This is a genomic window from Shewanella aegiceratis (assembly GCF_019457495.1).
GTDB classification, from domain to species: Bacteria; Pseudomonadota; Gammaproteobacteria; order Enterobacterales; family Shewanellaceae; genus Shewanella; species Shewanella loihica.
In genome coordinates this window covers 3,960,002-3,978,738 of the sequence record NZ_CP080416.1, presented here as the reverse complement: position 1 = coordinate 3,978,738, position 18,737 = coordinate 3,960,002, and the positions used below count along the sequence as shown (strand labels likewise).

The following is an 18,737-nucleotide window of genomic DNA, read 5'->3' as shown; positions in this document are numbered from 1 at the left end:
AAGGCGCCTTTTTTGTGGGCATGCATAGAAGCACGCTTTGTTCATGACACTTAGAAGTGATACTTGGCGATCACCGAGTAGGTGTTCTGATCTACGCCCTTAACACCATACTTGTTCTTCCAGTAATCGTATTCGATACCGACGAATAGCTTATCTTTCTTGTGGGCGCCGAAGATGGCTGCGCCCAGGTCATACTTAACCTGAGGGTTGAAGTGGAAGTTCTCTTCATAGCCAGTGTTGTCGGCCGAGAATACCCAGTCGATAAAGCCGTCGAAGACGATGTTCGAGTGACCGACCGGGAAATCCATACGAAAGACTGGGGTCAACTGCCAGCCGTCGCTCAGGTTGCCGGTGCTGATAGCGTCGCGACGATAGGTGTTTAGCTGGAAGTAGCTGAAATAAGGGATCTTGAAGTCGAGACCCACACCATAGAGGAAGCTCTTCACTGGGCCTTCGCCCTCTTCGTAGGTGAGTGCCAGTGACACGTCTGTGATGGCGCCTACGCCCACAGGCTTGCCTAAGATCTTGCTGGCGCTGAAGCGGGGTGAGATCTCACCATAGGTGGTGCTGTCTTTGCCGCCGTTGTTGCCATTGAAGTAGATGAAGTCCTGAAAGGCGAACCAGTCGCCATACTTCCAGCCGCCGGCGGTTTCTAGGGTAATAGTGGTTTGTCGCTCCGAGGGCGCCAGATCATACTTGTCGCCATAGAGGGCGGTGGCACTGAAATCCCACCATTGAATCATATCATCGGCCAGCGCGGGCTGGGCGGCGACTAGCGCGAGGAGAAGCCATTTCCTGTTCATCATCTTTTTACCTTTATCGTTATTTTTGGGGGCAGCCTTTGACGCCGCTATTTGGGGCTAATTTGAAAACAATCACGGCACTCTCAAGGTGTCTTTTTGGCTTGTTTTCACGCCCTATTATTTATGCGCCGCAAGTATACGGGATTTCGCCATTGCGCCCAATTCCAAAACAATGTCTTTTACCTAGGTAAATTAAATGTTTGTTGCCTGTGTCACATTTGTATCATGACATAATATGTCGCATTGCGAGAAAAGAGCTGATATAGTCTTGGCAGGGATACTCTCATTTCAGGGGGGAAATATGGAGTTTTCTAATCCTATCTTTATCTGGATTGCCGTCGGTTTAGTCTTGATGTTAGCCGAGATCATTCTGCCTGGCGGTATCGTTATTTTCCTGGGCGCCGCCTGTTTGGTGGTGGCGGGTGCATTGACCCTAGGTTGGGTCGAAGGCTTTGTGCAGGCCCTGACGCTCTGGTTCATCGCCGCTATCGTCTTGTTGCTGACTTTTCGTCAGGTGACACAGCGCTTGGTGGGTGGTGATTCCCATGTGGATAATACCGATGAGGAGTTTGACCTTTATAACCAAGTTGCCGTCGTTAAGGCGGTGATCGGCCCGGCACAGCAGCAGGGACGCGTCGAATTTCAGGGAAGCGAATGGCCAGCACTGGGTGATGGCAGCGAGATCCCTATCGGCGCGCGCGTCAGAGTGATCTGCCGCGAGAATATTGCCCTGGTCGTTGAACCTTTGACAGAGCAGGCATAGCCTGGCTGCTACTTTACAGGATGGAATCTATGTTCGAATTTACCATTTTTATACTCTTCGTTTTCTTTATTCTTTATAACTTGTTGTTGATCGTTCCCATGCGCGAGGTACACGTTATCGAGCGTCTGGGTAAGTTTAGGGTGGTGTTACAGCCAGGTTTTCACTTTTTAATTCCTTTCTTCGACCGCGTGGCCTATCGCCACGACACCCGTGAGCAGGTGCTGGATGTGCCGCCACAGAGCTGTATCTCGAAGGATAACACTCAGCTGGAGGTCGACGGCCTGGTTTACCTCAAGGTGATGGACGGCAAGCTGGCCAGCTATGGTATCGAAGATTATCGCCGCGCTGCGGTGAACCTGGCGCAGACCACAATGCGCTCCGAGATAGGTAAGCTGAGTCTGAGTGAGACCTTCTCCGAGCGTGACAGCCTCAACGAGTCTATCGTGCGTGAGATCGATAAGGCGTCTGACCCTTGGGGGATCAAGGTGCTCAGGTACGAGATCAAGAACATTACCCCGTCTCACAAGGTGATCCACACCCTGGAGAAGCAGATGGAGGCCGAACGTAGCAAGCGCGCCGAGATCACCCTGGCCAACGCCGAGAAGGCGGCGATGATCAACCTCTCCGAAGGGGAGCGTCAGGAGGCTATTAACCTGTCGGAAGGTGAGAAGCAGAAACGGATCAATGAGGCCAAGGGTACGGCCCAGGAGATCGCCATCGTCGCCCGCGCCAAGGCGGAAGCCATGACCATGGTCTCAGAGGCCTTGGCACTGGAGGGCGGTAACGAGGCGATGAACATGCAGCTCAAGGAGCAGTTCATCACCCAGCTGGGTAAGATACTCAACGAAGCGGATATTTCAGTGGTACCGGCCGAGATGGCCAAGCTGGAAGGCTTCTTTGAGGGCATGGAGCAGGTGACTCAGAGTGTGGGTCAGGTAAAAGGAGGTCGCGCATGATCGCAGATATCAACACAGATTTAATCGTACTGGGCATTTGGGGACTGATCTTTGCCATCTTCATCATCAAGCTGTTTCAGTCGATTCGCCTGGTGCCTACCAAGTCGGCCTATATCGTCGAGCGTCTGGGTAAGTATCACACCACCTTGGATGCCGGTTTCCATGCCCTGGTACCTTTCATCGACAAGGTGGCCTATGTGCATGACCTGAAAGAGGAAACCATCGATGTACCGCCTCAGGAGTGTTTCTCCAGCGACGAGGTAAATGTCGAGGTAGATGGGGTTATCTATATCTCAGTGGTGGATCCCGTGAAGGCCAGCTATGGGGTGACCGACTATCGTTACGCCGCCATTCAACTGGCGCAAACCACGACCCGCTCAGTGATTGGCACTTTGGATCTCGACCGCACCTTCGAGGAGCGTGACGTGATCAGCGCCAAGGTAGTCGAAGTGTTGGATCAGGCCGGCGCTACCTGGGGGATCCGGGTGCACAGATATGAGATCAAGAATATCGCGCCACCCGAGACGGTGAAGAACGCCATGGAGATGCAGGTGAACGCCGAGCGTGAACGCCGCGCCCTGCTGGCCAAGAGCGAGGGTGACAAGCAGAGCAAGATCAATCGCTCCGAAGGGGTCAAGGCTGAGATGATCAACCGCTCCGAGGGTGAGATGCAGAAGCGGATCAACGAGGCCGAGGGTAAGGCCGAGGAGATCCTCACTATCGCCAAGGCGACTGCCGAGTCTATCGAGCGCATGGCCCAGGTGGTGTCGGCGCCCGGCGGTAAGAACGTGGTGCGCATGCAGCTTGGCGCCCAGTACCTCAAGCAGTTCGACGGCCTGACCAACAGCGCCAACAAGATAGTACTGCCGGGTAACATGATGGACTTCGATCACTGGATGGACAGCATAGGGCTTGAAGAGAGCAAGAGCTAAGCTCGCCTAACCCCTTATCACGTCCTAAAAGCCCAGACCTTTGCCTGGGCTTTTTTATTGCCTTGGGTTAGGTGTGGATGACCTATGGCGATTCGGTCGACGGTAGGATCGCGCAACGCCTCCTGTTATACTTGCCGCCTGATTTTTTGGAGGCAAGAATGGACGTATCTTCTTTACTCGACGGCTTAAACGACAAACAGCGCGAGGCCGTCGGCGCACCACAATCTAGCATGTTGGTGTTGGCGGGCGCGGGCAGTGGTAAGACCCGGGTACTGACCCACCGCATCGCCTGGCTGATGCAGGTAGAGCAGCAGAGTCCCTATTCTATTCTGGCGGTGACCTTTACCAACAAGGCTGCGGCCGAGATGCGAGAGCGTGTGGAGAAGGTGAGCGGCAGCAACATGGGCCGCATGTGGATCGGTACCTTCCATGGCCTGGCCCATCGCCTGCTGCGCACTCATTATCAAGACGCCAACTTGCCCCAGAGTTTCCAGATCCTCGACTCGGACGACCAGCTCAGGCTGATCAAACGGATCCTTAAGAGCCTCAACCTGGACGAGAAGCAATATCCGCCTCGTCAGGCCCAGGGCTATATCAATGGCAAGAAAGATCAGGGGCTGAGACCCAAGCATATCGATGCCGGCGGCTTCCCCATTGAGCAGAATCTGCTGAAGATCTATCAGGTGTATCAGGAGTCATGCGATCGTGCCGGCCTGGTAGATTTTGCCGAGATCTTGCTAAGAGCCCATGAGCTTTGGCTCAACAAGCCTCATATTCTGGAGCACTATCAGGAGCGCTTTAAGAACATCCTGGTGGACGAGTTTCAGGACACCAACGCCATCCAGTATGCCTGGATCCGCGTGCTAGCTGGCAGCACGGCCAACGTGATGATCGTCGGCGACGACGACCAGTCTATCTATGGCTGGCGCGGCGCCCAGGTGGAGAACCTGCATCGCTTCCTGCAGGACTTCCCCGCGGCCCAGACCATACGTCTGGAGCAGAACTATCGCTCCAGCGGCAACATTCTTAACGCCTCCAACGAGCTGATCGCCAATAACCCGGACCGGCTGGGCAAGAAGCTGTGGACCGAAGACAAGGATGGCGAGAAGATCGGCCTCTACTGCGCCTTCAACGAGATGGATGAGGCCCGCTTCATCGTGGGTCGCATCACAGACTGGCAGGATATGGGCGGCAACCTCAGCGACTGCGCCATCCTCTATCGCTCCAACGCCCAGTCGCGGGTGTTGGAAGAGGCCTTGCTGCACAAGGGGATGGCCTATCGCATCTATGGCGGCCTGCGTTTCTTCGAGCGTCAGGAGATCAAGGATGCCATGGGGTATCTGCGGCTGATCAGCAACAAGAACGACGACGCCGCCTTCGAGCGTATCATCAACACGCCGACCCGTGGCATAGGCGACCGTACCCTGGAGATCCTGCGCAGCACGGCGCGCCAGCAGGAGCTGACCCTGTGGCAGACCTGTCTGCGTCTGCTCGATGAGAAGGTGCTCTCTGGCCGCGCTGCCAACGCGGTACGTGGCTTCATGGATCTTATCGTCACCCTGCAGCAGGAGACGGCGGAGCAGTCGCTGCATCGCATGACAGATCATGTGATCCAGGCCTCTGGCCTCAAGGCCATGTATGAAGCGGAGAAGGGCGAGAAGGCCCGCGCCAGGGTAGAAAACTTGGAGGAGCTGGTCACCGCGGCGCGCACCTTCGTGATGCCGGAAGATCTCGAAGACATGGGCGAATTAAATGCCTTCCTTTCCCACGCCGCACTCGAGGCGGGCGAGGGCCAGGCCGATGCCTTCACCGACGCCGTGCAGCTGATGACCCTGCACTCGGCCAAGGGTCTAGAGTTTCCCATGGTGTTCATGGCAGGCGTCGAGGAGGGGATCTTCCCCAGCCAGATGGCGATGGATGAGGGCGATAGGCTGGATGAGGAGCGCCGCCTCTGTTACGTGGGCATGACCCGCGCCATGAAGCAGCTCTATATCACCTACGCCGAGTCGCGCCGTATCTATGGCCGGGAAAATTATGCCCGTCCTTCACGTTTCATCAAGGAGATCCCTGGCGACTATGTGCAGGAGATCCGCATGCGAACCAGCGTGTCGGCGCCGGCCAGCAGCAACAGATTCAGTCAGGCCGAGTCCGCCTTTAACGATTCAGGCTTCAATATCGGCCAGCGGGTGAATCATCCCAAGTTTGGCGAAGGCAAGGTGACTAACTTCGAGGGCAGCGGCGCCCAGGCCAGAGTCCAGGTGGATTTTCTCGACGTGGGCAGCAAGTGGCTGGTGGTGGCCTATGCCCGTCTCGAGACCCTGTAAACCCGGGTTGATAAAGCGCTTGAAACTCTTAGGGTGTCAGTCATAATGCCAGAGTATTTTGATGAGCTTGCCCACATAAATCGAAAGGCCAAAGCAGTCGTTAGGAGAGCCTAGAAAATGAGCTTAAGGGATAAATTGGACGCCTATTTGCGTCTGGCGCGGATGGATAGACCCATAGGTACCTTCCTGCTGCTATGGCCATGTTTGATGGCGCTGGTGCTGGCGGCCGGTGGTATGCCGGATCTTAAGGTGTTGATCATCTTCGTTATCGGTGTGGTGGTGATGCGCGCCTGTGGCTGCATCATCAATGACTATGCCGATCGTAAGTTGGACTCGCATGTGGAGCGCACCAAGAGCCGCCCCCTGGCCAGCGGCGAGGTGACGGTCAAAGAGGCGCTTATCCTGTTCGTGGTGATGGGCCTGCTGGCCTTTGGCTTGGTGCTGATGCTCAACCCGCTGGTGGTGCAACTCTCCTTCGTCGGCATCATATTGACCATCATCTACCCCTTTACCAAACGTTTCACCAACATGCCGCAGATGTTCCTCGGCGTGGTGTGGAGCTGGTCGATCCCCATGGCCTATGCGGCGCAGCTAGGCACAGTGCCGGTAGAAGCCTGGTGGCTGTTTGCCGCCAACTGGTGCTGGACTGTGGCCTACGACACCATGTATGCCATGGTGGACAGAGACGATGACCTCAAGGTGGGTATCAAGTCGACGGCGATCCTCTTTGGTCGCTTCGACCGGCAGATCATCGGCCTGTTTCAGCTGGCCGCCCTGGGCTGTTTCATTATGGCTGGGCTCAGCGCCGATCGCGGCCTGGTTTTCGCCCTGGGGATTCTCACCTTCATCGGCTTCGGTCTCTACCAGCAGAAATTGATCTTCGACCGCGAGCGTGCCCCCTGCCTGCAAGCCTTCTTAAATAATAACTGGGCCGGTATGGTGCTCTTCGTGGCCCTGGGCGCCGATTACCTCATCTAACGTCTTTAGGATGAAAAACAAAGCCATGGCACTGCTTATAGGCGCGGCGTCATGGCTTTTTTAATGCCTGTCTCGGGTAAGTTAGCCCGTTCACCAAACTGACATCATCCCCCTATAGCATCTTGTCTGACGAGCCAAGAAGGCTATCGCCTTCTACACTTACTTAACGCAATAGCTCAGGCTACAGGAAAGCTCAATGGGCGCAGCGTTGAGGTGAGGCAAGGGATGATGTCATATTCGAGTCTGGTGTTTGAGGTGGGTGAGTGGCAACTCTATGAGCTGCTCTTGCTGTGTGTCGGCCTGGGGATCTTGCTGCTGAGTCTGCTGATTGGCCATTGGTGGCCACTGGGACTCTGGCGCTGGGCCCTGGTGCTGATCGTCAGTGGCGGCCTAGTAACCCTTTGCGCGCAGAGCCGTCTTCAGGTAAGTCAGCTCAGCGACCTGCTGGTAAGAGGCGCCAAGCTTGAGGTGGTAGAGGGCAACTTTCACTACGGCGACTATCAGTTTTCTAACGTGGCCAAGCATGGCATAGATTACCGCGAGATCAGCCTGGATGAGCGAGCCATCAAGCTGTATCACTCAGGTTATCTTCCCAGCGCCCGCTGCTACCGCGCCCTGTATACTCAGAATCAGTTTCATCCCGACGCCCACCTGCGGCTCTCAATCTACTGGAGCGAGTACCACTACACCTATCGCAGTAATCGCTATACTCTCAAGGCGCCCTGTATCGTCAAGGTGGAGCAGCTGTTCGACGATGAGGGCTTGGCGCTGGCCGCCAGCCGTTAACTGTCATCCTAAAACTTGCGCGCAGAAACAAAAAAGCCAGCGACTCGCGTCACTGGCTTTTTGTTTAAAGAGATAGCCTTACTTGTTATCGGCTTCTTTGAGCCACTGGGCGGCGCGCTTGGCGAAGTAGGTCAGGATGCCATCGGCACCGGCGCGCTTGAAGCACAGCAGTGATTCCATCACGATCGCCTTCTCTGCCAGCCAGCCATTCTCGATGGCCGCCATGTGCATGGCATACTCACCGCTCACCTGATAGGCAAAGGTAGGCACGGCCAGCTCTGTCTTGACGCGGTTAACGATATCCAGGTACGGCATGCCAGGCTTAACCATCACCATGTCGGCGCCTTCCTGAATGTCCAGCGCGACCTCGTGCAGGGCTTCGTCGCTGTTGGCCGGATCCATCTGGTAGCTGTGCTTGTTGCCGCCCTTGAGGTTGCCGGCAGAGCCGACCGCATCGCGGAATGGACCATAGTAGTTAGAGGAGTACTTGGCTGAATACGCCATGATCTGGGTATTCACGTGACCCGCTGCTTCCAGCGCCTGACGAATCGCGCCGATACGGCCATCCATCATGTCCGATGGCGCTACGATATCGGCACCGGCCTCGGCGTGAGACAGGGCCTGCTTCACCAAGATCTCTGTGGTGATGTCGTTCAGGATATAGCCGTCTTCATCGATGATGCCGTCTTGACCATGGGTGGTGAAGGGATCCAGCGCCACGTCTGTCATCACCCCAAGTTGTGGGAAGGCTTCTTTCAGGGCGCGAACCGCGCGCTGCGCCAGTGCGTCGGCGTTGTAGGCCTCTTCGGCCATCAGGGTCTTCTTCTCGGCTGGCGTCACAGGGAACAGGGCCACCAGGGGGATCCCCAACTTAACGAGTTCTTCCGCTTCCTTGAGCAATAGATCGATTGAGTAGCGCTCGATGCCAGGCATTGAAGCGACCTGCTCAGTACGGTTATTACCTTCGAGCACGAACATAGGGTAGATCAAGTCGTTCACCGACAGCTGGTTTTCAGCCATCAGACGGCGACTAAAATCGTGTTTACGCATGCGGCGCATTCTGCGCTGAGGGAAAGCACTGGTAATGATGTTCACATTCGACTCCTAATTTAGGGTTGTTTGCTTTATTGGGCTACACACTTCACAGCTCATCCGTGGATGGGGCATAGCCACTAAGTCGGTTACTTTATTCTTCGAGTTCGGGCGAATAGACGCATACGCGATTTCGGCCCTCATGCTTGGCACGATAGAGTGCCTTGTCTGCCTGGTCGACCAGCAGCTGAGTGTGCTGATCATCGACGATCACTTCGGCGCAGATCCCGATACTGATGGTGAGCGGAATAGCCTGCTCTCCCCATGCCAGTGGCAACTCACAGACGGTGCTGCGCATCAGCTCCGCCACCTGTAGCGCCCCGTCACAGGAGGTATTAGGCAGTATCATAGCAAACTCTTCACCACCGAAACGTGATACCAGATCACTTGGGCGTCTTAATTTTTCCTTTAGCGCCTGGGCTATGGTCTTCAGTGCCTGATCCCCGGCCAGGTGGCCATAGGTGTCGTTTATCGCCTTGAAGCGGTCGATATCTATCATGAGGATCGCCAGCGGCGTCTGTTGACGACGACTCAGGCGGCCTTCGGCCTGCAGGCGTTTCTCGAAGGCGGCACGGTTTTTCACGCCTGTGAGACTATCGACCGTGTTTTGTTCGGTAAGTTTCTGGTTGGCCTCATTTAATTCTCGAAGTGCGATCTCGAGCTCTAACGTGCGCTCCTGCACCATCTGCTCCAGGCGTTCGTTGCTGTCGGCCTCGACCTGCAGCGCCTCCTCTCGGGCCTGACGGATCCGCTGGGCCTGCAGCAAGGCTTCCTGCTGGATCTTGAGCTTGGCCTTACGCTCGTCGTTGTAGCGAATCGCCAATACCGCCGCCATGAAGACGATCTCGAAGCTCAGGCCGACCATGATAGGCGTCTGATGCATGATGGGCAGGTAGATGACCCCCAGATACATCATGGCGGTAACGAAGGAGCCTATCAGCATCCCTGACCAGGCAAAGGTGTAGAGCCTGGCCAGCTTATGGCCTCGCAGGCTCAGCAGCAGGGCGATCAGCATCAACATGCTGGTGGTGATCAGCACGGCGACTATGTTGACCTTGAGGGCCACAGAGTAGCTTAAAAACGGCGTGACTAAGGTGAGGAACAGCCCGGTAGCGGCGCTGTAGCGACAGAGCCTCAACATCTTGAGGTTGTGATACTTGAGCTGCAGCACCTTCTCGGAAAACATCAGCACGAAGGTGAGGGCGATCGGGATCAGTATGGGGATCATCACCGCCTGCAGTACGGGCCAGTTGGGCCAGAGATAACGAAACGACAGGCCATGCAGGCTGGCCACCAAGAGGGTCACCGACAAGACATAGCCAGAGTAATAACTGTAGCTGTAGGAGCGCGAGGTGAGTGCGATAAACAGGCTAAAGAGGCCAATCGCCATCAGGGCGCCCAGCTGGAATCCCTGATAGAGGGACTGAGTCTCAGTGGCCTTGACGATATGGTCCGGCGACAGCAGGGAGATGGGCAGGTTGGCGCTGCCCTCGGTATCGACCCGAATATAGAAGGTGTGTACCACCTCGGGCGCCAGTTCGAAACGATAGAGGAAATCGTTGTTGATGATGGGCCGTTGGCTGAACGGATAGCTGTCGCCCATCTCCAGGTGAACTGTCGGCTTACCTGTCTGTAGGTGGAACAGGCTGACCCTATTCAGGTGTGGGTTGCCTAGCTTAAAATAGCGCCGCATCTGGGTATCTGTGGCGTTGTAGAGGCTTATCTTGACCCAGAAAGGCTCTACCCCCAGGTGCTGGTTAAATTCCGGGGTCAGTCGTTGCCAGTGGCTGGAACTTAACTTGCTGACCTGCTCCAAGCTGGTCAGCGAATCGTCCTGCACATAATAGAGCCAGGAGGCGAGCTCGATAGACTGGTTTTTATTGACCGCCAGCAGCGACTCCCCCAGGCTAAAGCCGGGGAAGCTCAGGGTGATCAATAGTAACAACAGCTTAAAGGGGCTCATAGTCCGCTTCTAGGCCGAAGAAGGCGCAGCTGTTGTGATAGGCCTGACGGGCAAAGGCCTCCTCAGTTTCGCCCCTGAGCTGGGCGATGACCCGGCTGATGTAGGGCAGGTATTGGGGTCTGTTCTTGCTCGATTTCGGCTTGGGTCGCATGCTGCGGGGCAGCAGATAGGGACTGTCGGTCTCTATCATGATGCGCTCGGCGGGAATGTCGACCACCAACTCGGCTAATTCCTGACCGCGGCGCTCGTCGCACACCCAGCCCGTGATCCCAAGGTGCAGATCCAGCTCGATATAGCGCTCCAGGCTGGCGCGATTGCCGGTAAAGCAGTGCAGTAGGGCGCCCTTAAGCTGCGGGCGATAGTTCTGCAGTATGGCGGCAAAGTCTTCATGGGCATCGCGCTCATGCATCAGCACAGGCATCTCTAACTCGACGGCCAGGGCCAGTTGCTCCTCGAAGGCCTCGCGCTGTTTCGGCCGGGGCGAGAAGTCACGGTTATAGTCCAGGCCACATTCGCCGATGGCCACAACGCCTGGCTGCCTTGCCAGCTGTATGAGTCGTTCACGGCTAGCGGCATCCCACTCGCTGGCATGGTGCGGGTGTACCCCCGCCGTGGTGTAGAGGGCGTTTGGATAACGGGCGACGCAGTCGATCGCCTGCTGGCTCTCGTCTAGGCTAGAGCCAATAACAATGAGCGGCGAAACCCCATGGGCCGCCGCATCACTGATTAGCGTGTCACATTCTTGTTCTAACGGGCTGCCAACCAGGTTGACAGCTATGTCTATGTAGCTGGGCATTAGTCGATGCGTTTGACCCTGATGGTGGCGTTAGTGTCATCTTTACCCAGTAGGAAAGAGCCTAGGGCACCCTTCTCGATAAATACGGTTTCACCCGCCTTGAGCTTGAAGCGGTTGGTGTCATTCTGTTTCCACACCTGACCATTGTCGAAGCTGATGGTCAAGACGCCGTGTTGGTTCTTCTTCACCGTTTTGACTGTCATGACAATCTTATCGACTTCGGCTTTCTCTTCCTTATAGACCTTACCGAAACTGGCTTCCGGTGCGGCCGGAGTACTGGCTACGACGGCTGCTGCCTGTGGTGCAGGCTTAGGCTGAGGTGTCGGTGCGGGTTTAGAGACAGGCGCCACATGGCTGCTGGCCAGAGACTGGTTGCCGACCTTGGCTGCCAGGTTGTCGTAGCAGATCAGTCTGTCTAGCTTGTCCTGCTTTGCCGCACATTGGCTGAGTTGCTGCTCGATACCGGCAGAGGCGTTGAGTGAGAAGAGAAGAGTGGAGAGTGCTATCCAGCTGGTTGGTGCCGCAAAACTTAAGCGCATATAGAGTTCCTTTTTATTATGGAGGGCTCGCGGCGAGACAGGCTGATGATGGGGTAATAAATAACGACAAGCTATCCGTTGCCGGATAGCTTGCAGCAAGATTCAGTTTTATTACTCAGCGTTGTCTTGCTCGGAGAGCTCGTCTTCGTCAGAGTCCTTTTTACTGTAGAAACGCGCGGCAATCAATCCCCCCTCAAACAATATCAGCATAGGCACGGCCAACATGGTTTGTGAGATGATATCTGGCGGCGTTAACAGCATGCCGACCACAAAGGCGCCGACAATAATATAGGGACGTTTCGCCCTGAGATCTTCAACCGTAGTAACCCCCGCCCAACAGAGCAAGATCACCGCGATCGGGATCTCGAACGCCAGACCGAAGGCGAAGAACAGCTTAAGCACGAAGCTCAGGTAGCTGCTGATATCGGTCGCCACCTGCACCCCTTCGGGGGCCACGCTGGTGAAGAAGCCGAATACTACGGGAAATACTATGTAGTAGGTGAAGGCGATACCCAGGTAGAAGAGTATGGTGCTGCTAGCTAATAGTGGCACCATCAGACGCTTCTCATGCTTGTAGAGGCCTGGCGCGATAAAGGACCAGATCTGGTACAAGACATAGGGAATGGCGATAAAAAACGCCAGGATCAGTGTCAGTTTAAAGGGAGCAAAGAAGGGCGCGGCCACATCGGTCGCAATCATACTACTGGACTCGGGTAGCGCCTGCATAAGCGGCGTGGCCATGTAGTGATAGATATCGTTTGCCCAGTAGACTAAGCAGATAAAGACCAGGAGGACACTGCCAATGGCTTTGAGCAACTTGTTGCGTAACTCAAGCAAGTGGCTGATTAACGGCTGCTGTTGCGACATGAACTACCCGTCAGATTTTTCGGTTGAATTGCTGGCCTTGGCTGTCTTGGTCTCTGCAGGTTTCGCCTCGCTGCTGGCGGGTTCGCTGCCAGTGGCAATATCTTCTACCTTATAGGGACGATTAACAGATTGGGCTGCTTCTTTTAATTGATCGATTGAATCCTGTAACTCGGGGGAGAGGTTCTTTAGCCCCTGGCTTTCTGCCTTCTTAAGATCTGCGTGCAGCTGCTCAATTTTAAGCTCTTGCTCCAGCTCGTCTTTTACCGAGTTAGCCATGCGCTTCATGGCACGAATCCAGCCTGTAATTGAGCGCACTGCGACCGGTAGTCTTTCGGGGCCGAGTACGACCAGCCCCAAAACACCAATCAACAGCAGCTCCATAAAGCCGATACCGTCGAACATAAGGAATTACGCCTGTTCTTTATCCTTGGACTCAGTCTTTTTCTCTTCAGTCTGAGCTGTTTTTTCTGCGCTGGTGTCTTCGATAGCCTTCTTCTCATCTTCAGAAGACATAGCATTCTTGAAGCCTTTAACAGCACCGCCGAGGTCACCACCTAGAGAGCGCAATTTCTTAGTTCCGAAAAGCAAAACAACGATTAAAGCAATGATAAGAAGTTGCCAAATACTGATGCCACCCATGTAACTTTCCTCTTGATGTAATACTGGTCCTATTATGACCCTTTGGTTATTTAGTGCTAGCTAAAATTTGCGATTCTTTGGTCTAGATCGCCATCCGAGTAACCACAAGGTTGCGCCGATGCCGATACAAGCATAAGAGGCCCATAGTGTAGCGTTTTGGGAAAACAAAATACTGCCACAGATCACTAAAACTGCTGATGTGATTAAAAGGTAGTTGCTTTTATGGGCTTTTTGTTGCTGCTTCAGGTAGCGATCCAGCAGCTGATTCTGACTGTTGACGAAGTTTTTACCCATCTTCAGGTTGTCATAGACCAGCTCAGGCAGCTCAGGCAGCTTATCTGTCCAATAGGGGAACTGCTTCTTAATCTTCTTCGCCATGCCCAATGGGCCCATCTGCTCCGCCATCCAGCTTTCCAGGAAAGGCTTGGCCGTCTGCCAGAGATCCAGCTGAGGATAGAGCTGACGCCCCAGGCCTTCGATATAGAGCAGGGTCTTCTCCAGCAGTACCAATTGTGGCTGCACCACCATGTCGAAACGGCGCGCGGTGCGAAATAGCTCCAGCAGCACGTGGCCGAAGGAGATCTCATCCAACGGCTTGTTAAACATGGGCTCGCACACCACCTTGATCGCCTGCTCGAAGGCGACTAGATCTGTGTCTGCCGCCACCCAACCCGACTCGATATAGAGCTGGGCGATGCGGGTATAGTCGCGGTTGAAGAAGGCGAGGAAGTTCTCCGCCAGGTAGCGCTTATCCTGCTCGGTTAACGTGCCCATGATGCCGCAGTCCAGCCCTATGTAGAAGGGATCTTCCGGATGCTCTGTACTGACAAAGATGTTGCCGGGATGCATGTCGGCATGGAAGAAGTTGTCGCGAAATACCTGGGTGAAGAAGAGCTCGACGCCGCGCTCTGCCAGCAGCTTAAGGTTAGTGCCCTGGGCTTCCAGTGCCGCCCTGTCGGATACGGGCACGCCATAGATGCGCTCCATGACGATCAGGCGGGTAAAGCAAAATTCTTCATACATCTTAGGGATGTAGAGGGCGCCCGAGTCGATGAAGTTGTTTCTGAGCTTGATGGCGTTGAGCGCCTCAAGCTTGAGGTTGAGTTCGCCTTCGATTGTGGTGCGATAATCTTCTACCACCTCGGCGGGGCGCAGACGGTTGCCGTGGCCAAGCAGGGTTTCCAGCACCTGGGCACTCTGAGTCATCAGCAGCAGGTCGGCGTGGACCTTCTCTTCCACATTGGGTCTGAGTACCTTGAGCACCACCTCTTCGCCGTTAGACTTGAGGGTGGCGGTATGCACTTGGGAGATAGACGCCGACGCCAGTGGTGTGTCGTCGAAGTTATCGAAATAGGTCTCTATGGGGGCGCCGAGTTCGGTCTCTATCTGGGCGCGGGCGATGGCAGAATCGAAGGGGGGCACCCTGTCCTGCAACATGGCCAGCTCTTCGGCCCACTCGTCGCTCAGCAGATCCCGGCGGGTCGACAGCATCTGACCAAACTTGATGTAGACGGGGCCCAGCTCCTGCATCGCCAGCTTGAGACGCTCGCCGCCCACCTTGTCTTTATGTTGGTTGGTTAACCAGAAGAAGCTCCAGCGTAGCAGCCTGAAATACCAGGGTTTGAGCTTAGTGGGGATAAGATCATCCAGACCATATTGAAGCACCGTCTTTACGACTTGGTATGCGCGCCGCATGCTTTTGATTGTCATCTGTTGCTGTTTGCCTTGTTTATGAGTCGCTCAATCCGTTGGCTCAAGGCGTTGGTATCGGCCTCAAGTTGCTCGATTCTATCACTAAAATGAACAAGTTCTATCTTGTGTGGGCTCAGGCGATATTCTTCTGTGGCCAGCTGGCCCATATGATCCCAGCTCTTGCTCAGCACCTGACTCAGCTGTTGTTTTAGCTGCTTGGCGCCCTCGGTGAGCAGGTGAGTCGGCGCATCGCCTATGTAACGCGACAGAGGCTCGGCAAAGTCGAACTCCACCTGCTGCATGAAGTGGCTAAAGCTCTGTAGCAGGTTGAGATCCCCTTCCAGGGTCAGCTTGTCTTGCTTGATCAGCTCGGTAAGGTTGGCGCCTTCGGTGAGCTTATAGAGGGTGGTCAGATCGGCATACACCTTGGTGGTCACCTCGCCATCATACTGACTAAAGACTTGAATCTCTTTGGCAAACAACAGGTAGATGGGCCAGCCAAGTTGGCTGAGTTCGAGGCAGAGTACTCGCCCCTGCAGGTTGTGGAGTTTGGCGTAGGCGCCGGGAGACTGCTGTGTCACTTTTTTGAGTGCGGTTTCGAGGGCCGCACAGATCAGCAATGCAATTTCACGTTTCATGCGTTACCTAAGACCTGAGAATCTGTGGCTGCTGGGCTCATCATCAACTGATGACGGCGCAAAGGTGACGCTATTCTACACTAAACTGGCGACAAAAGGGCTAGGTAAAAATGTCATTTATTCAGTGAGATTGCGGCGAGGCGGCCAAAGTAGGCGACAACAAAAAGGCGACAACAAAAAGGCCCCGATTGTGCGGGGCCTCTTTCGATATAAGAATTGGTATTGGAACCAATATTAGAACTTGTAACCCTTGTGCAGGGCGACGATACCGTCTGTCATATTGGTGTATTCCACCTGCTCGAATCCGGCATCTATCATCATTCCTTTAAGGGTTTCCTGATCCGGATGCATGCGGATAGATTCGGCCAGATACTCATAGCTGCCGGCATCCTGAGTGATGATATCGCCCATCTTAGGCAGTACCTTGAAGCTGTAGAGATCGTAGACCTTACGCATCAGGTCGTGCTGTGGTTTAGAAAACTCGAGGATCAGCAGCTTACCGCCTGGCTTAAGCACGCGCAGCATAGAGCGGATCGCCGCATCCTTGTCGGTCACGTTACGAAGACCGAAGGCGATGGTGATGATATCGAAGTGGTTGTCAGGGAAAGGCAGCGCCTCGGCGTTTGCCTGCACATAGTTGACGTTACCCACAACGCCACGGTTGCGTAGCTTTTCGCGGCCCACTTTCAGCATGGAATCGTTGATGTCGGCCAGGGTCACCTGACCTGTGTTACCCACGATATGGGAAAACTTGGCGGTTAGGTCGCCTGTGCCACCGGCGAGATCCAATACCTTCATGCCCGGACGCGCACCCGCACTCTCTATGGTAAAACGCTTCCACAGACGGTGAATACCAAAGGACATGACATCGTTCATGATGTCGTATTTGGCGGCGACCGAGTGAAAGACGTCGGCCACTAGGTCTGCTTTCTTTTCAGCATCGACCGTCTTATATCCAAAGTGGGTACTGTTTGAGCTGCCCTCTGACATTACTGGCTTCCTGTTTATTGCTGCTGTTAACCGCGAGTGTAAGTGATTGACTCAGTTTGCTGAATCATTGGTCTATCACTCTGTGATCGATGTAAATAATCCGTGCACAATTAATTGAAAAATGCGTGATAGCGCAGAGTTTCAACCAGAGTTTCAACCAGAGTTTCAACCAGAGTTTCAAAAACGAGGAGCGCATTACAGCACAATATTAGCAATATGCCAAATGCGCAGAGTGACTTACCCCAGGGGATGCTGTGCCAGTCGTCCCTGGATATAGGCGTAGATCAGCTCGCCGATGCTCTGGCCCGTCTCCCGGCGACCGGCCTCGACACCCGCCACGTGACAGCTTGGCGCCGCCTCGGCCAGATGCAGGTAGGCGGCCGGCGTCTTGCTGGCTACCTGATTCACGTAATAGAGGGCGTCGAGCAGGGGGATCCCCGCCGCCGTCGAGGCGCTGCTGGGCATGTTAGTGATGGCGTCGAGATCCAGCTCCAGCGCCACCGGTAGATCGCTGGCGTTGAGGTCCTCGACTATCGTCTTGAGCGCCTGTTCCAGGCTGATCTCGCGTCTGACCCAGATGGCCTGTAGCGTGTGCCACTTGCCGCCGAAGGCCGTTAGCTGCTCCAGGGTCTGCTGACTGTTTTTCAGCTCATGTAGCCCCAGCACATGATAGTGTCCCAGGGCCCCGCTGGCGGCGGCATAGCTGAAACCATTGCCGCTGTGGCGGCCCTCTCGCGGGCGAAAATCTGAGTGGGGATCCAGGTTGACCGCCGCTACCATTTTTCCTGTCGCCTGCTTGGTGGCCATCAAGAGGCCATAGGCGTTGTTATGTCCGCCGCCGATCACAATCGGCTCCATTCCGGCCGCCATGATCTCGCCGACTATCTCGATCACCCGCTCATCTAGCTTGTCGACGTTCTGTCTCAGGGCCTGCGCGCTGCTGCCCTCAGGCAGTTGTAGATCGTCTGTGGCGATCTGCCCCAGCACCAGGCAGTGGCTGCCGTCGAGAAACTGGTTCGATTGAAAGTTGCAGAACTGCGCCATGGCGGCCTCGAAACCATCGACGGCGCCGCCGCGCCCCAGGTTGGCCCTGGGACCGATATCTTCGCCTATGCCTAAAATGACGAAGCGCACCCCGTCGGCCTTGGCCTTTGTCAGCTGCTCGCCGAGCGGCGCCTTGCCCTCATAACAGTGAATTGTCTGGCCTATCTTGGTTTCGCCCTCGCGCTTGGCGACAAAGCCCTGACAACGCTCGGCGGTAAATGGAATTAGGGTTTGCATTATGGGTTCTGTTTTTTGTTGTTGATGCAAAGGTGGGGTAATTTTAATGGATAAAATTTAGAAAAGTTTGATTTTTTTGTGGGCTGCACAAATTTCAGTTTTTTGGATTAGATTTTGGGTGGGTAAGTTTTGATTATAGTTGTAAAGTTTGGGTGATAGCCCCAGGCAGTATGCTTGTTGGGTGTATGTTTGAAGGTCGTACCTTCATTGTTATTTAACGCCTGCCCGGCGGGGGACGTGCAAACACTATTTTGGCTCGCCACGAGCACATCCATGTGGGCTCTGCGAAATCATCCCTGATTTCGAAGGCCAAAATCGTGTTTACACTGGGTATCTAACGTCTCTTCGATTTGGCTTTAATTGGATTGGCTAGCTTTCTCGTTTTTTCCAACTGTAGCGTTTAGCTGAATGCTTGTTGGAAGGGAGTTTGAAGATCGCACCTTCATGGCAATTTAACACCTGCGGTGGGCATATGTGTAGATATATCTGCTACATGCCGACTCTTTATTACAAAGAGAGTCATCCGTGGAGGCTCGACGACGGCATCCATGCCATCGACGTCCGCAGATGCATCTACACCGGGGTATTTCATCTCTTCGATTTGGCGGCATAGTAGACAAGCATTCAGTCGTATTTAAATTATGTGATTTTTAGTCGATATAGTGTACGTTTTCCCATTGCTGTCAAAATTAACACTC

The 18,737-nt window shown here is 54.7% G+C and carries 18 protein-coding genes; 6 read left to right on the top strand and 12 right to left on the bottom strand.

Translation table 11 applies throughout. The features are described from left to right. Positions 1 to 50: 50 nt before the first annotated feature. Positions 51 to 803 carry an outer membrane protein OmpK gene (locus K0H80_RS17295; protein WP_220074020.1) on the bottom strand — a complete coding sequence of 251 codons (753 nt, stop codon included), beginning with the start codon at positions 801 to 803 and terminating at the stop codon, positions 51 to 53. A 301-nt stretch (positions 804 to 1,104) separates the two neighbouring features. Here K0H80_RS17295 and K0H80_RS17290 point away from each other — a divergent pair, with 301 nt between their 5' ends. The 6 genes from K0H80_RS17290 to K0H80_RS17265 all read left to right on the top strand — a co-directional run bounded on the left by K0H80_RS17290 (position 1,105) and on the right by K0H80_RS17265 (position 7,542). Continuing rightward, positions 1,105 to 1,566 (top strand): NfeD family protein, encoded by a 462-nt coding sequence (locus K0H80_RS17290; protein ID WP_220072401.1) that lies wholly within the window; start codon positions 1,105 to 1,107, stop codon positions 1,564 to 1,566. 29 nt (positions 1,567 to 1,595) lie between these two features. Beyond that, the gene (locus tag K0H80_RS17285) at positions 1,596 to 2,522 is read left to right on the top strand and encodes an SPFH domain-containing protein (protein WP_144202573.1); all 927 of its coding nucleotides are present in this window, start codon (positions 1,596 to 1,598) and stop codon (positions 2,520 to 2,522) included. After that, entirely contained in the window at positions 2,519 to 3,454 is a 936-nt protein-coding gene (locus tag K0H80_RS17280; protein ID WP_220072400.1) for an SPFH domain-containing protein, read from the top strand. The genes K0H80_RS17285 and K0H80_RS17280 overlap by 4 nt, the downstream gene beginning before the upstream one ends. Before the next feature lie 158 nt (positions 3,455 to 3,612). After that, positions 3,613 to 5,778, top strand: coding sequence for a DNA helicase II (uvrD, locus tag K0H80_RS17275; protein ID WP_220072399.1), 2,166 nt, complete (start codon positions 3,613 to 3,615; stop codon positions 5,776 to 5,778). Between the two features lie 117 nt (positions 5,779 to 5,895). Continuing rightward, complete coding sequence (gene ubiA, locus K0H80_RS17270) at positions 5,896 to 6,756, top strand: 4-hydroxybenzoate octaprenyltransferase (RefSeq protein WP_220072398.1); 861 nt, start codon at positions 5,896 to 5,898, stop codon at positions 6,754 to 6,756. 225 nt (positions 6,757 to 6,981) lie between these two features. Beyond that, positions 6,982 to 7,542: a hypothetical protein gene (locus K0H80_RS17265; RefSeq protein WP_220072397.1), complete on the top strand. Its 561-nt coding sequence runs from the start codon at positions 6,982 to 6,984 to the stop codon at positions 7,540 to 7,542. 78 nt (positions 7,543 to 7,620) lie between these two features. Here the strand turns inward: K0H80_RS17265 and hemB are convergent, their stop codons facing one another. The 11 genes from hemB to K0H80_RS17210 form a co-directional block, all read right to left on the bottom strand. Then, the gene (gene hemB / locus K0H80_RS17260) at positions 7,621 to 8,637 is read right to left on the bottom strand and encodes a porphobilinogen synthase (protein ID WP_011867178.1); all 1,017 of its coding nucleotides are present in this window, start codon (positions 8,635 to 8,637) and stop codon (positions 7,621 to 7,623) included. Positions 8,638 to 8,728: 91 nt separating this feature from the next. Further along, positions 8,729 to 10,597 (bottom strand): sensor domain-containing diguanylate cyclase, encoded by a 1,869-nt coding sequence (locus K0H80_RS17255; RefSeq protein WP_220072396.1) that lies wholly within the window; start codon positions 10,595 to 10,597, stop codon positions 8,729 to 8,731. Further along, positions 10,584 to 11,393, bottom strand: coding sequence for a TatD family hydrolase (locus K0H80_RS17250; RefSeq protein ID WP_220072395.1), 810 nt, complete (start codon positions 11,391 to 11,393; stop codon positions 10,584 to 10,586). The genes K0H80_RS17255 and K0H80_RS17250 overlap by 14 nt, the downstream gene beginning before the upstream one ends. After that, entirely contained in the window at positions 11,393 to 11,932 is a 540-nt protein-coding gene (locus K0H80_RS17245; protein WP_220072394.1) for a hypothetical protein, read from the bottom strand. The genes K0H80_RS17250 and K0H80_RS17245 overlap by 1 nt, the downstream gene beginning before the upstream one ends. A gap of 111 nt (positions 11,933 to 12,043) precedes the next feature. Further along, positions 12,044 to 12,799 (bottom strand): twin-arginine translocase subunit TatC, encoded by a 756-nt coding sequence (gene tatC, locus K0H80_RS17240; RefSeq protein WP_011867174.1) that lies wholly within the window; start codon positions 12,797 to 12,799, stop codon positions 12,044 to 12,046. Between the two features lie 3 nt (positions 12,800 to 12,802). Next, entirely contained in the window at positions 12,803 to 13,201 is a 399-nt protein-coding gene (gene tatB / locus K0H80_RS17235; protein ID WP_220072393.1) for a Sec-independent protein translocase protein TatB, read from the bottom strand. A gap of 6 nt (positions 13,202 to 13,207) precedes the next feature. Continuing rightward, positions 13,208 to 13,438, bottom strand: coding sequence for a Sec-independent protein translocase subunit TatA (tatA, locus tag K0H80_RS17230; protein ID WP_011867172.1), 231 nt, complete (start codon positions 13,436 to 13,438; stop codon positions 13,208 to 13,210). A 60-nt stretch (positions 13,439 to 13,498) separates the two neighbouring features. Further along, entirely contained in the window at positions 13,499 to 15,148 is a 1,650-nt protein-coding gene (gene ubiB, locus K0H80_RS17225; RefSeq protein WP_220072392.1) for a ubiquinone biosynthesis regulatory protein kinase UbiB, read from the bottom strand. Then, complete coding sequence (locus K0H80_RS17220) at positions 15,145 to 15,768, bottom strand: ubiquinone biosynthesis accessory factor UbiJ (protein ID WP_220043455.1); 624 nt, start codon at positions 15,766 to 15,768, stop codon at positions 15,145 to 15,147. The genes ubiB and K0H80_RS17220 overlap by 4 nt, the downstream gene beginning before the upstream one ends. 234 nt (positions 15,769 to 16,002) lie before the next feature. After that, complete coding sequence (ubiE, locus tag K0H80_RS17215) at positions 16,003 to 16,758, bottom strand: bifunctional demethylmenaquinone methyltransferase/2-methoxy-6-polyprenyl-1,4-benzoquinol methylase UbiE (protein WP_220043454.1); 756 nt, start codon at positions 16,756 to 16,758, stop codon at positions 16,003 to 16,005. A gap of 237 nt (positions 16,759 to 16,995) precedes the next feature. Beyond that, positions 16,996 to 18,039, bottom strand: a complete 1,044-nt coding sequence (locus tag K0H80_RS17210) for a formimidoylglutamase (RefSeq protein ID WP_220072391.1) — start codon at positions 18,037 to 18,039, stop codon at positions 16,996 to 16,998. Positions 18,040 to 18,737: the final 698 nt, after the last annotated feature.